This is a genomic window from Pontibacter deserti (genome assembly GCF_023630255.1).
Classification (GTDB): Bacteria; Bacteroidota; Bacteroidia; order Cytophagales; family Hymenobacteraceae; genus Pontibacter; species Pontibacter deserti.
In genome coordinates, this window is the sequence record NZ_JALPRS010000002.1 from 336108 (window position 1) to 349150 (window position 13043).

A 13043-nucleotide genomic window follows, 5' to 3' on the forward strand; every position below is an offset into this window, starting at 1 on the left:
ACTATACTTTAATGCGGATTTATTTTGATGTAATTTTGTTGCGAAGTATAGCTACCAAAGTTTAAATGGTGGCAATTATAAAATTGAATAAAGCACAGCACACATATCTTATTAAGCAAAAGGCGCAGGAGCTGGGCTTTATGTATTGCGGTATCTCTAAAGCGGATTTCCTGGAAGAGGAAGCGCCACGTCTGGAGAATTGGCTGAAGCAGAACATGCACGGACAGATGCATTACATGGAAAACCACTTTGATAAGCGCCTGGACCCACGCCTGCTGGTTGATGGCGCCAAATCTGTGGTGTCGCTGCTTCTCAATTATTATCCCGAAGAAAAACAACCTGACGAGGATACTTACAAGATATCGAAGTACGCGTACGGCACCGATTACCATTTCGTAATAAAGGATAAGCTGAAAACGCTGCTCGATTTTATAAATGAAAGTATAGGTGAAGTGGGCGGCCGTTGCTTCGTAGATTCTGCGCCGGTACTCGATAAAGCCTGGGCAAAAAAAAGCGGACTCGGCTGGGTGGGCAAAAACTCAAATCTGATCACGCCGCAGGTAGGCAGCTTTTACTTTATTGCCGAACTCATCATCGACCTGGAGCTGGACTATGACGGACCTATAAAAGATTATTGCGGTTCCTGCACCAAATGCCTGGATGCCTGCCCGACAGATGCTATAGTTGCGCCTTACGTGGTCGACGGCAGCAAATGCATTTCCTACTTTACCATTGAGCTGAAAGACCAGCTGCCACAGGAAATGAATGGTAAGTTCGGTAACTGGATCTTCGGCTGCGATATCTGCCAGGACGTGTGCCCTTGGAACCGTTTCAGCAAACCGCATAACGAGCCGGCCTTTGCGCCGCATCCGCAGCTAAAGGACCTGAAAACTTCCGACTGGCAGGAGATTACACAGGAAGTGTTTGCACAGCTGTTCAAAAAATCAGCTGTGAAGCGCACCGGCTACAACGGGTTGTTGCGCAACATTAAATTTGTTCAGGAAAGCGAGCAACAATGGCCTGATCCTATGGCTGAAGCTTAGCGAAAACGCGGTTTATAATTAGCAGGTACCTGCTCGAAAATTGGTCGTAGCACCACTGTTTTAATTGCAGCAACTCGTCTGCGACAAGAAATTTAAAGGCTTTTCTGAGTTCCTTTTCAAACAGCATTTTGTCGAAGCTAACCTTCAGCAAAATGGTTTTTACATATTCCAACATGTCAGTAAAGTAATAGAATCACGTTCTTTTCACAAGTACGCAGACACTGCATAAAGGTGTTGTAAAAGTGGCAATCCTTGGTAAACTAATTCATTTTAGTAGGGAAAGGCAAAATGACTGGAATGTTGAGAAACAGTGCTGCCAGAAATTACTAAATTTGCTATTAAGCGTTACCCCGCTCTACTTAATTTATATGCGTTATATCTTCTTAACCTTATTGTTCCTGCTTTTATTGCCCGGCGCTTTGCTGGCGCAGCAGATCAGTATTGCGTTAGGAAAAAGCCCGCTGCCGCTTAACCAGTACTATACTATCGGCATAAAGCTACAGGATCAGGCACTTAAAGAGTACAGCCCCTTCCCCGAAATAGAAGGTTTCAAGAAAAGCACCAAGTATTCATCTACCGAAACAATAATTACCGGCGGTTCTACCACCAAAATTCTGACGATCTACCAGAACTACGCGCCACTTGCAGAAGGTGAATTTGTGCTGAAGCCTTTTAGCATGAAAGTAAACGGCCAGACAGTTCAGTCGCCGGGTACTACTATCGTGGTAAAACCAATGACTGCAACTGTAACGCCGGGTACCAATGTTCCAGACCTGATCGCACCAGAGGAGGAGCCTGAAACAACCATAGATGCGCAGCCGGAATATATTGAAAAAGACGATAATGCTTTCCTGACGTTATATACTAACAAGAACGAAGTATATGTGGGCGAAGGATTTACAGCAGCGTTATACTTTTACCTGGCCGCTGAAGACCAGCAATTGCTGGAGTTCTATGATTTCACGAACCAGATCACAGGTATACTTCGACAACTGAAGCAGCCAAACGTTTGGGAAGAGGCGTTTGAAGTTACAGAGATCACCCCGGAAAATGTGCTGGTGGAAGGCAAGCCTTACCTGCGTTTTAAACTATACGAATCTGTTCTGTACCCTATAAACCTTCAGCCGATACGTTTTCCGCAGCTCTCGCTTAAAATGCTGAAGTATAAAGTAGCAAAAAAACCGAACCTGTTGAATAATGAAAGGCAGGAAGGTTATAAGACATACTTTGCCCGTGAGCGGGAAATAAAAGTAAAACAGTTGCCGCCGCACCCGCTGCGCGATGCTGTGCCGGTAGGTAATTACAGATTACGCGAGCAATTATCCCAACAAAAAGGACAGGTAAACAAGAGCCTGACATACCTGTTTCAGGTGGAAGGAGAAGGAAACCTGGCAGCTATTATGCCGCCTGTACCCGAAGCGCCTTCCGGGTTAGACTTTTACCCCCCTGATGTGCGCCAGGATGTTACTCGCCGTGCTGGTCGTGTGCTGGGTTCCAAAAGCTTTACCTACACCGTGCTGCCACGCGAGCCAGGTAAGTATAAGTTACAGGATGTGATGCAGTGGATCTATTTCGATCCCATTACTGCCCGCTACGATACACTTCGGCCAAAACTTACGGTAAGTATAACCGGTACCCGCGATACAGATGCACTGGTACTCTCACGCGATCTGGGGCCTTTTTACAGAATTATCGGCAACGAAGACGATACGCTGGTGAGTCTGCACCAGTTCGATGATATCAGGCGGTATACCAACATTATCTTGGTGGTGCTATTGGTAGTGTCGGGCTTTATTTTTATTAAGAAAAGAAAACTATGAGCAATACCTATGGTACGCTTTTCCGGATAACCACTTTTGGCGAGTCGCATGGTCCGGCAGTTGGCGTTGTAATTGATGGTTGCCCTGCAGGCCTGGAGATAAGTATAGATGAGATTCAGGCTGCTTTGGATCGCCGTCGTCCCGGCCAATCAGATATTACAACGCCCCGCAAGGAAGAAGATAAAGTAACTATACTTTCAGGGATTTTTGAAGGCAGAACTACTGGTACACCTATTGCGCTGGTAGTAAACAACAAAGATCAGCATAGCCACGATTACAGCCATATTGAGCATGCGTTCCGTCCGTCTCATGCAGATTATACTTATACCGCCAAGTATGGCACCCGCGATTACCGTGGCGGTGGCCGAAGTTCCGCCCGCGAAACCGTGGCTCGGGTAGCAGCCGGAGCGCTGGCAGCCAAGTTGTTACAGCAATACGGGATCACTATAAACGGCTATGTGTCGCAGGTAGGAAGTATAAAATTGCGCAAACATTATTCTAAGCTTGATTTTGGAAAGATAGATTCGAACAAAGTGCGCTGCCCGGATGGAGCTATCGCTGCCCGCATGATTGGCCTGATTGAAGATGCGCGTAACAGTTTGGATACCATTGGTGGTGTTGTAACTTGTGTAGTGCAGGGCGTGCCTGCGGGTTTGGGCGAACCTGTTTTCGATAAGCTGCATGCTGAGTTAGGCAAAGCTATGCTAAGTATAAATGCGGTAAAAGGCTTTGAGTATGGCAGCGGTTTTGAAGGCGTGAAACTGCGTGGATCACAACATAACGATGAGTTTTATACCGATGCGCAGGGCAATGTGAAAACCCGTACCAACCACTCGGGAGGTATACAGGGCGGCATCAGTAACGGGCAGGATATATATTTTAATGTCGCTTTTAAACCGGTAGCCACTATACTTCAGCCTCAAATAACTATAAACGATGCCGGCGAAGAAGTAACGCTACAAGGCAAAGGCCGCCACGACCCATGCGTATTGCCACGTGCTGTGCCTATTGTAGATGCCATGGCCGCATTGGTGTTAGCTGATTTTATACTTCGGCAGAAAGCGAATAAAGTATAGGTTAATTTAGGGCGTTTGCTGGAATATAACCCCATTGGTAAAGTTCTTTCATGTAAGTAATGGGTCTGCAATAACCTTCCGAAAGCAATATAATTCTGTTGCTCACGCGTAGTACAGACTGATAATCATGATCGGTTATAATAAAGCCTTTATCACCTAAATGCGACCGCAGCAGTTCTTCAATATATTCTACATAAAGCGGTTCAATTCCTGAAAAGGGTTCATCCAATAACAGGAACTTTACATCTTTCTGAAGTAAGAGTTGTAACTCAAAATACCGCAGTTCTCCTTTCGAGAGCTCATCGGCATATTTTGTGAGGTGCTTTTGTATACGTCCGTCCAGTTTTATAGCTTCTCTTTTCTCCGGATCTGTATGATACAGATCTATTATTCGGTGCAGTTTGGTATTTACAGGTAAAAAGTCGTGTTGTGGCAAATAAGCGAGTAAATCAGGACTTTTATAAGGCTCATGATATACTTTGCCATTTATCCGGATGTGCTTGTTGTGTGTAGACAATGTCCCGAAAATAATCTTTAGCAATGTTGTTTTTCCGCATCCGTTCCTGCCCAGTAATCCTACAATCTCGCCGGTTTTACAGCTAACATATATGTCAGTAAGCAATTGCCTGTGTCCGAAGCTGCAAAATATGCTGTCCGCTTCCAATTTGTTCTCAGGCATACAAGTATAGTTTCAGGATGAACAGTAAGACCACTATAGTTATATTAAGCAAGCAAGAGCCAACTATAAGCCCAACTTTGCTGATGCCTAAGTTATGGTAAAAATAATACTGGTTCTGATAACGCTGTTCATAAAAGAACAATGCAAGCAAAAAGCTGCCCGTCAGAATACTTACACTAAATGCATTGATAAAGCCGATTAGCTTATTTGCACTAAAAGCCAGGCTAACTATACCTGACAGCAGCGAAAATGGCAGGGCAAAGCTCATCAGGCTTCTGTAATATATCAGGTAAGGCTTGTAGCGGTGCATTAGTAATAACTTGTTTTATGGAATATAGTCAGAAATGATTATAAACAAAAGCGCCGCTCCTGAATCTCAGAAGCGGCGCTTTTGTATTTATATACCAGTTGTATTAGAACAACCTCAGCTGCACAACCAGGAACCAGATCAGGATAAGAACCGGTAACAGGAACGGTATAGAGTAACGAATTACATAGCCAAAGAATGATGGCATTTTAATACCGGCGCTTTCTGCAATTGCTTTCACCATAAAGTTAGGACCATTACCAATATAGGTGAATGCACCAAATAACACGGAAGCAAGCGAGATCGCCTCTAAAAGTATAAGTGTAATTGGGTCAGTGCCTGTGCCTGTAGCAAACTGGCGTACCTCTACCACACTGTTTTGTGCCATATCATACTTTGCCATACCTAAAGAAAGGAAATTGGCATAAGTTGGTGCGTTATCCAAAAAACCGGAAAGTGAGCCGGTAGCCCAGTACAGGAAGTTAGGTGTAATATACTTTGCGTATTGCGGAGCCGAAGCGATTTCTGCGGAAAGCTGCAGGGCAGGCATCATGGTAAAGAAGATACCAAAAAACAGGAATATTACTTCCAGAATTGGGTGAAAGTTAAACTGGTTACCGGCCAAAGCTGTCTTGCTTGAGAAACGGAAGCAGAAGAAAGCTGCAGTTAGTTGAATGATTTCGCGCAGGAAAGAAAATTTGTTGCCATCGTAAGCTATGTGTGGCAGCCCTTCTATCACATTCGGGTCAAGAAAGATAGCGCCAATGATAATGGCCAGCCAGAACAGGTTTCGCTTACCACTAATATAGAATTCGGTACGTTCCTCGTTTTTGGCTACTATTTCAGGGCGTGGTGTATAGGCTACTTTGTTACGTCTGTCTACCAGGTAAAATACAAAGCAAAGTATAGCTATTGCCAGTATCCATGGCATAAACAAGTGCTGCAGTGTCCAGAAGAACGGAACACCTTTCAGGAAACCGATGAACAGCGGAGGGTCACCTAGCGGCGTAAGCAAGCCACCAGCATTACTAACTATAAAAATAAAGAATACGATCTGGTAAGGCTTTATGCGGTGTACATTCAGGCGGATGAACGGACGGATAAGCAATAGCGATGCACCAGTGGTACCAACTATATTGGCCAATACTGCACCTATGGCTACCAAGGCTACGTTCATAGCCGGTGTAGCGTTGGCATTAATGTTTATATAGATACCACCTGCTGCAATGTACAACGAGCTTAAAAGTATAGCAAAAGAAGCGTATTCAAAAAAAGTATGGATCGGCATGTGCACATCCTGCAGGGCAAACAGGTAGTACCCTAGTACTGTTAAACCTAGCACTACGGCTACTTTTTTATAATTGTGTTCCCAGAAATGGCCAAAGAAGATAGGGCCAGCTGCAATCATACCTATCAGCAATAAAAACGGGATAATCAGAAAGCCTGGCGGCGAATGCATATTTTGGGCAAGCAGGATAAAATTGGTTAGCATAGTTGTTTAGTGAATTTATCAGACAGTGCTGATGTATTTGGTTGCAGGGCAAAGATAGAGCATCTGAACTTATATGCTATTTCAAGTTTAATTTTTATAACCTATTGTTAGTTATGTCTCGTTCCAGAGCCAGCTTATACCTCTTTACTTCTAAGAAATAATGCCTAATTTTGGAAACTTTAAGGCTTGGTCCAAAGTTTTACTTAAAACATAGATTTCCATGACAGAAAATAAAGAAAAGATGGTGTCGGTATATGCTGAGGCAAACCCGAACCCTGAATCAATGAAGTTTGTGATGAACGTGCAGTTGCTGCCTGATGGCCAGAGCGTGGATTACCCGGATCTGGAGAGTGCAGTAGAATCGCCGTTGGCACAGGAGCTATTTAATTTTGATTATGTAGGCCGTGTATTTATTGCAAGCAATTTTGTAACTGTAACTAAAAATTCGAGCCTGGAGTGGGTGAAGCTTATACCTGAGCTGCGCACGTTCCTGAAGTCTTATGTAGAGGCTGGTGGCCCGATCTTTAACGAAGGCTTCTCGGCTGCACCTAAAACCGAAGCTGCTGCTAACGGCGAAACATCAGAAGGTGATGCGGCTATAGTTAAAAAAGTGATTGACTTGCTGGATAATTATGTGCGTCCGGCTGTAGAGCAGGATGGTGGTAACATTACATTCAAATCTTATAACGATGGTGTGGTAACTGTATACTTGCAGGGGTCTTGCAGTGGCTGCCCGTCTGCTACGGTAACCTTAAAGGCTGGTATTGAGAACCTGCTGAAGCGTATGGTGCCTGAAGTAAAAGAAGTAGTTGCTGACGGCGTATCTATCTAATACCTGAAGTATAGAGTATAAAAAAGGCCGGTTGTGAAAGCAACCGGCTTTTTTGTTTACCTGAATTAAGAAGCTATCTCCTAGGCTCAGGTATAAAGTTGCTTACCTGATACAGGAAGATTCTCTTTAGCAGTATAAATAGTAAACAAAAAAGCCCGGCGCATTTGCACCGGGCTTTTTTGTTTATATGCTAACTATAATTAGCTAACTTTTTTTGCAACTGGCTGTGGAGCCGGAGTTGGTTTTTTCTCATCCTTCATGGTATCTACCACAATTGGGGCTGCAATGAAAAGTGATGAGTAAACACCGAACAGGATACCGATCATCATGGCAAGCGAGAAGCCACGCAGTACTTCGCCACCAAAAATAAACAGTACCAACACCACCATAAACACCGTAGCCGAAGTAATGATGGTACGGCTGAATGTGTTGATTAGGGCAGGGTTTACGATGTCTCTGATATGAGAGCGTGGGTTATCCACCATATACTCACGTACACGGTCAAAGATTACTACGGTATCGTTAATAGAGAAACCAATAATGGTAAGTACCGCTGCAATAAATACCTGGTCCATTTCATAAGAAATACCGAACAGGTCAAGTATAGCGAAGATAGCAATGATCATCAGGGCATCGTGAAGCAATGCAACCACACCACCCAGTGAGAACTGCCACTTGCTGAAGCGGAACATTACGTAGATAAAGATACCGATCAATGACAGCACAAGGGCAATAATAGCCGTGTTCTGAATATCATCAGCCATGGTTGCGCCTACTTTTGATGAGCTAAGTACTTTAGGGTTTAGCTGGCTGTACTCTTTCAGACCTGCATCCAGCGCTGTTTTTACCTGCTCATCTGCCTGTATACTTTCGTCATCAGCTAACCAGCTGGTAATTACTTTCACACGATTAGAAGCACCAAATGTTTTTACTTCAGTACCGGCCTCCTGGAAGTCATCAGATAAAGCAGCACGTACATCTGAAGCAGGCACTGCCTGATCAAATTCTACTACATAAGAACGGCCTCCTTTAAAGTCTACACCCAGGTTTGGTCCTTTAATAGCCATCGCTACAAAACCGAAGATGATCAGGCCAAGCGAGAAAGCGTAAGCAGGCTTTTTCCACTTCATTACATCAAACTTCACGTTCTGGAATAATCTCTCAGCAAATGCATTAGAGAATGATAGTTTACCAGCTTTCTGGAAAGAAGCCTCGATGAACAGGCGAGAAATATATACCGATGTAAAGAATGACGTTGCGATACCCAGCATCAGGGTGATAGCGAACCCTTTAACCGGGCCAGAACCGAAGAAGTAAAGTATAAAACCAGCCAGGAAGGTAGTTACGTTGGCATCCATAATGGTCATGAACGCTTTGTCGTATCCTTTGTTGATCACTTCGCGCATGCTCAGGCCTTTGCGGGCTTCTTCACGCATACGCTCAAAAATCAGTACGTTCGCATCCACGGCCATACCCAGGGTAAGTACGATACCGGCAATACCAGGCAATGTAAGTGCAGCGCTGAACTGGGCAAGTATACCAAGTATAAAGAATACGTTGAAGATAAGTGCTAAGTCAGCAATAAAACCACCACGGCTGTAGTAAGCGATCATGAACACAACCACAATCACAAGACCTGCCAGTGTAGACAGCAATCCCTGGTTGATAGCTTCCTGACCAAGTGACGGACCTACGATAGCTTCTTCCACGATACGGGTTGGAGCAGGCATTTTACCGGCTTTCAGGATGTTAGCTAAGTCCTGTGCTTCTTCGATTGTGAAGTTACCAGAGATAGAAGAGCTACCACCTGTGATCTCACCTTGTACAACTGGTGCAGAGTATACATAATTATCAAGTACGATTGCGATCTGGCGACCAACGTTGTTACCTGTCAGGCGAGCCCATTTCTTGGCACCTGTTGGGTTCATAGACATGTTGATTTCCGGCTGACCCTGCTGATCGAAGTCCTGGCGGGCATCGTTGATAGCATCACCTGCAAGTGGCGCTTTGCCATCACGACCTTTTTTAACGGCATAAAGCTCAACAAACTCCTGGCGGTTGTCACCGGCAATTGGCTTCACATCCCATAAAAACTTCATGTTAGGAGGGAAGATAGCACGAACTTCAGGTCTTGCAAAGATGTCGTTTATCTTGGCTGTATCGCGAACGTTAGCACCAAGGCCGTTAGGTAACTGTGTAAACAGACGAGCCAGTGGGCCAGCCTGGTTAGCAAGTGAGTCGGCAGCAGCTAGAGCAGCGGCAGCAGAATCTTTCTTAGTAGTATCAGTTTTTGTAGCAGCAACTGCGTTTGAGTCAGATGCAGCAGCCTGTGCTAATACATCGCCTTCGGCAGCAGTGTCAGTTTTAGCAGCAGCAGATGCTAAAGCATCCTTTTTGGTTTCAGTTTCTTTCAGGTTAAACTTACCTGCTTTTTCCTGCTGTGTCAGGTATTCGTTCAGCTGCATAAAGTATGGGCTGAATTCCTGCGGAGTCCATACTTCCCAGAACTCCAGGTTAGCCATACCTGATAACAGTTTACGTACACGCTCAGGATTATCTATACCTGGTAGCTCAATCTGGATTCGGCCAGTACCTTTCAGGCGCTGGATGTTAGGCTGGTTTACACCAAATTTATCGATACGGGTGCGCAGGATGTTAAAAGAACGGTCAATTGCATCTTCCACTTCCTGGTCAATCACATCAATTACCTGCTCGTTAGTAGATTCGTAGCTGATCCTGCCACGGTTAGCAGTGTTAGAGAAAATACGGCTTAGGCGACCATTAGGCTCTACTTCCCGGTAAGCTTCAGCAAACAGGTTGGTAAAGCTCGCCTGACTTGTTTTTTGTAGCTCCTGTGCACGCGCAAGTGCTTGCAGGAATTTCGGGTCTTTGCTGTTACCAGACATTGACTTGATGATCTCTACAGGCGATACTTCCAGTACCACGTGCATACCACCTTTAAGGTCAAGGCCAAGGCCAAGCTCTTTTTCTTTAATTTCCTGGTAAGTGAAGCCCATAAATACAGGCTCTTTCCAGATAGAGTCCAGGTAGGTCTGCTTTTTCGCAAGATCTACGTTGCCTTGTGCATCAGTAGCAAATGCTTCTGCATCCTTCTGCACATTATTGGCAATAAACGTGAATGACAGGAAGAAAAGGCACAAAGCCGATACTATAACTGTCAGCGCGATAATTAACGATTTGTTACGCATTGGTTAAATAAAAATTATGGAATAGATTGTTAGATTACTTAAGTATAAATGCCTGCATACCAGTATGATTAAATAACTGAGTGCATGTGCAACGGGTTCCGTTCAGGGGTAAACCCTTGGGAGCACAGTTCTTTTTAAAAGAAAAGAGGGAGTATGTACAGCCTAAGGAGCGTTGGGCTGTATGGTTGTCGGGAAGAGTTGTGCCACAAAGCCATTGCCTATAGGTAAGGCAGTATGGGCTGGAAGTATTTCATCAGTAGGTGCTGCAAAAGCAGGTAGCGGTGCAGGCAGGGTAGCCTGCTGCAGGTTTAAGGTTACAAAAGAGGTAGTAGCCTCTAACGATACCTTCTGTTTTACAACTGTTTTTTTCTCAGCTGGCGCATCAGCTACTTTAGAAGTTGCCTGCTGTGCAGCATGATCGGCCGGTAAACTATATGCCACCACTTCCTGGCCATTGAGCATAAGTGCCCAAAGCAGGGTTACCGACATCAAAAGATGCCTGAAGTGTTGTGCTATCGGTTTAATTTTCGGCATGTGTAGTTACAAATGTAACTGCTTTCCTGTAAAAATAAAATCGTTAGCGGTTTACTTCTATAAATCGCTTTACATCGTGCTTTTTCCCGATCAGGATCAGGATATCGGAAGGGTAAATGATGGTATCAGCTTTCGGTACACCAATGATATGCTCTACCTGTGTTGGCTTTCCATCCTGTATCTCCTCAAAAAACCGCTTTATCGTGATCATATTAAGGTTATACTTCTCGCGGAGCGATATTTTAGACAAACTTTTGTTGGCAATACCACGCGGCGTGTTGATCTCCACAATCTCGTAATTATCGGGTAAAGGAAGGAAAGTACGTATACTTGGCTGCAACAAGCGCTCAGCTACTGTTTTACCAACTTCACCCTCCGGCGACAGAATTTCCTGCACTCCCATTTTCTCGAGAATGCGGCGCTGTTGTTTGTTGGATGCACGTGTAATTACGCGCTTCACGTTCAGTTCCTGCAGGTTGGCGGTGGTGATAAGCAAAGCCTCGAAATCTTCGCCGATGGCTACAATTACCGCTTCCATGTCCTGGATGTTTTGTGATTCCAGGGCACGGATGTCGGTTGCATCAAGGGCCACAGCATAGGCTACATCATCTTTGATGTCTTCCACATGGTCTTCATCATTATCGATGGCAAGTACTTCGGCACCACGCTCTGCCAGTGTTCTGGCAATAGAGTTTCCGAAAATACCTAGTCCTATAACTGCGAACCTGTGCGTCATGCTTATTGTATCTTAGCGTTAAGGAAAGTGGTCAACACATTCAGCCCTTTTTCAAAGTTTTGGTTGTTCGGGATGATGATGTCTGCATCGTTTTTGTAAGGCTTGATATACTTTTCGTAGGTTGGCGCTACATGGTGTGTGTAACGGTAAAGCACATCATCCAGGTCGTAGCCGCGCTCTACCTTATCACGAACTATACGGCGCTGCAGTTTAATATACTCCTTTGCATCGATGTATACTTTCAGGTCCAGCAGTTTGGCAATCTCCTCAAAGTAAAACACAAAAATGCCTTCTACAACCACAATCGGGGCTGGCCTAAACTCCAGTTGCTTTGGTACTATAGTAGGGTTGTTAAATGTATACTCGGTGCGGTAAACGGTTTCGCCCTGGCTCACTTTTAGTACGTCGTGTGCGTAAGCAACGTGATCTATGCAGGAAGGAAGGTCGAAATTGGTTACTCCGTTCGCGTCACAGGTCTGGTGCTCGCGTGATTTGTAATAATTATCCTGAGAGATCAGGCAGATATTTTCCGGTGAGAACGAAGTAAGTAGTTTGTTCAAAAAAGTTGTTTTTCCTGAAGCACTACCTCCTGTAATCCCGACGATAAATGGCTTTTGCATTGGAAGCTATGGTTTCAGAATACAAAATTAAGAGAATAAAAGGCACAAGACCATAACTGCACCAATAAATTTATAGTTTCTATTGTGCCTGCAGAAATTGTATGAGCTTTTGCATGGCCCTGCCGCGGTGACTGATCGCATTTTTCTCGGCGGGGTTCATCTCTGCAAAGGTCTGCTCGTGGCCTTCAGGTATAAAAACCGGGTCGTAGCCAAAGCCTTTATCTCCTTTCCGTTCAGTGGCTATTTTTCCGTTCACGATGCCTTCAAACTGGTACTCCTTATTGTCTAAGTATAAAGTTATACTTGTGCGGAAGCGGGCTTTTCGGTTATCCTGGCCATCCAACACATGAAGCAGTTTGTTTATGTTGTCGGAATCGGAACGTTGCGGGCCGGCATAGCGGGCAGAGTAAACACCGGGCTCGCCGCAAATGGCATCAACTTCCAGGCCGGTGTCGTCGGCAAAGCAGTTTACGTTATACTTTTCCCACACGAATTGCGCTTTCTGGCGCGAATTTCCTTCCAGTGTATCCTGATCTTCGGCCAATTCTTCGTGGCAGCCAATATCTTCCAGGCTCAGCAGCTTATACTTGCCTTCCAGCATCTGGCTAACTTCTGCAATTTTGTTCCGGTTGTTGGTGGCAAAGCAAAGCTCTTTCATAGTTCAGGTTTTATGGTTGGTAGAATTTATAGTTCGT

General features: G+C 44.8%; 12 protein-coding genes. 4 read left to right on the forward strand and 8 right to left on the reverse strand.

Annotated features, from left to right (window positions below; translation table 11 throughout):
- Nucleotides 1-65: 65 nt before the first annotated feature.
- The 3 genes from queG (at nucleotide 66) to aroC (ending at nucleotide 3939) form a co-directional block, all read left to right on the forward strand.
- Nucleotides 66-1043 (forward strand): tRNA epoxyqueuosine(34) reductase QueG, encoded by a 978-nt coding sequence (queG, locus tag MJ612_RS13505; protein WP_187031342.1) that lies wholly within the window; start codon nucleotides 66-68, stop codon nucleotides 1041-1043.
- 368 nt (nucleotides 1044-1411) lie between these two features.
- A complete protein-coding gene (locus MJ612_RS13515; protein ID WP_187031340.1) occupies nucleotides 1412-2863 on the forward strand; it encodes a BatD family protein in 1452 nt (483 codons plus the stop codon).
- Nucleotides 2860-3939, forward strand: a complete 1080-nt coding sequence (aroC, locus tag MJ612_RS13520; protein ID WP_187031339.1) for a chorismate synthase — start codon at nucleotides 2860-2862, stop codon at nucleotides 3937-3939. The genes MJ612_RS13515 and aroC overlap by 4 nt, the downstream gene beginning before the upstream one ends.
- Before the next feature lies 1 nt (nucleotide 3940).
- Here the strand turns inward: aroC and MJ612_RS13525 are convergent, their stop codons facing one another.
- From MJ612_RS13525 to MJ612_RS13535, 3 genes are all read right to left on the reverse strand, one after another.
- Nucleotides 3941-4618, reverse strand: coding sequence for an ATP-binding cassette domain-containing protein (locus MJ612_RS13525; RefSeq protein WP_187031336.1), 678 nt, complete (start codon nucleotides 4616-4618; stop codon nucleotides 3941-3943).
- Complete coding sequence (locus MJ612_RS13530) at nucleotides 4611-4928, reverse strand: hypothetical protein (RefSeq protein WP_187031334.1); 318 nt, start codon at nucleotides 4926-4928, stop codon at nucleotides 4611-4613. Before MJ612_RS13530 ends, MJ612_RS13525 begins: the two co-directional genes overlap by 8 nt.
- Nucleotides 4929-5031: 103 nt before the next feature.
- The gene (locus MJ612_RS13535) at nucleotides 5032-6417 is read right to left on the reverse strand and encodes a sodium:proton antiporter (protein WP_187031332.1); all 1386 of its coding nucleotides are present in this window, start codon (nucleotides 6415-6417) and stop codon (nucleotides 5032-5034) included.
- Between the two features lie 220 nt (nucleotides 6418-6637).
- On the opposite strand from MJ612_RS13535, the gene MJ612_RS13540 reads away from it, so the two are divergent.
- Entirely contained in the window at nucleotides 6638-7249 is a 612-nt protein-coding gene (locus MJ612_RS13540) for a NifU family protein (RefSeq protein ID WP_187031330.1), read from the forward strand.
- 200 nt (nucleotides 7250-7449) lie between these two features.
- Here the strand turns inward: MJ612_RS13540 and secDF are convergent, their stop codons facing one another.
- The 5 genes from secDF to MJ612_RS13565 all read right to left on the reverse strand — a co-directional run bounded on the left by secDF (nucleotide 7450) and on the right by MJ612_RS13565 (nucleotide 13006).
- Complete coding sequence (gene secDF, locus MJ612_RS13545; RefSeq protein ID WP_187031328.1) at nucleotides 7450-10458, reverse strand: protein translocase subunit SecDF; 3009 nt, start codon at nucleotides 10456-10458, stop codon at nucleotides 7450-7452.
- A gap of 162 nt (nucleotides 10459-10620) precedes the next feature.
- Complete coding sequence (locus MJ612_RS13550) at nucleotides 10621-10992, reverse strand: RNA methyltransferase (protein WP_250419186.1); 372 nt, start codon at nucleotides 10990-10992, stop codon at nucleotides 10621-10623.
- 43 nt (nucleotides 10993-11035) lie between these two features.
- Entirely contained in the window at nucleotides 11036-11728 is a 693-nt protein-coding gene (locus MJ612_RS13555) for a potassium channel family protein (RefSeq protein ID WP_187031326.1), read from the reverse strand.
- Between the two features lie 2 nt (nucleotides 11729-11730).
- Complete coding sequence (udk, locus tag MJ612_RS13560; RefSeq protein WP_187031324.1) at nucleotides 11731-12348, reverse strand: uridine kinase; 618 nt, start codon at nucleotides 12346-12348, stop codon at nucleotides 11731-11733.
- Nucleotides 12349-12427: 79 nt separating this feature from the next.
- Nucleotides 12428-13006: a non-canonical purine NTP diphosphatase gene (locus MJ612_RS13565; RefSeq protein ID WP_187031322.1), complete on the reverse strand. Its 579-nt coding sequence runs from the start codon at nucleotides 13004-13006 to the stop codon at nucleotides 12428-12430.
- Nucleotides 13007-13043: the final 37 nt, after the last annotated feature.

What these genes read in the sequence shown, in the direction of transcription:
- MJ612_RS13540 (WP_187031330.1), top strand. Translation starts at nt 6,638, where the DNA reads ATGACAGAAAATAAAGAAAAGATGGTGTCGGTATATGCTGAGGCAAAC.
- MJ612_RS13525 (WP_187031336.1), bottom strand. Translation starts at nt 4,618, where the DNA reads ATGCCTGAGAACAAATTGGAAGCGGACAGCATATTTTGCAGCTTCGGA.
- MJ612_RS13535 (WP_187031332.1), bottom strand. Translation starts at nt 6,417, where the DNA reads ATGCTAACCAATTTTATCCTGCTTGCCCAAAATATGCATTCGCCGCCA.
- MJ612_RS13555 (WP_187031326.1), bottom strand. Translation starts at nt 11,728, where the DNA reads ATGACGCACAGGTTCGCAGTTATAGGACTAGGTATTTTCGGAAACTCT.
- queG (WP_187031342.1), top strand. Translation starts at nt 66, where the DNA reads ATGGTGGCAATTATAAAATTGAATAAAGCACAGCACACATATCTTATT.
- secDF (WP_187031328.1), bottom strand. Translation starts at nt 10,458, where the DNA reads ATGCGTAACAAATCGTTAATTATCGCGCTGACAGTTATAGTATCGGCT.
- MJ612_RS13565 (WP_187031322.1), bottom strand. Translation starts at nt 13,006, where the DNA reads ATGAAAGAGCTTTGCTTTGCCACCAACAACCGGAACAAAATTGCAGAA.
- MJ612_RS13515 (WP_187031340.1), top strand. Translation starts at nt 1,412, where the DNA reads ATGCGTTATATCTTCTTAACCTTATTGTTCCTGCTTTTATTGCCCGGC.
- aroC (WP_187031339.1), top strand. Translation starts at nt 2,860, where the DNA reads ATGAGCAATACCTATGGTACGCTTTTCCGGATAACCACTTTTGGCGAG.
- MJ612_RS13530 (WP_187031334.1), bottom strand. Translation starts at nt 4,928, where the DNA reads ATGCACCGCTACAAGCCTTACCTGATATATTACAGAAGCCTGATGAGC.
- MJ612_RS13550 (WP_250419186.1), bottom strand. Translation starts at nt 10,992, where the DNA reads ATGCCGAAAATTAAACCGATAGCACAACACTTCAGGCATCTTTTGATG.
- udk (WP_187031324.1), bottom strand. Translation starts at nt 12,348, where the DNA reads ATGCAAAAGCCATTTATCGTCGGGATTACAGGAGGTAGTGCTTCAGGA.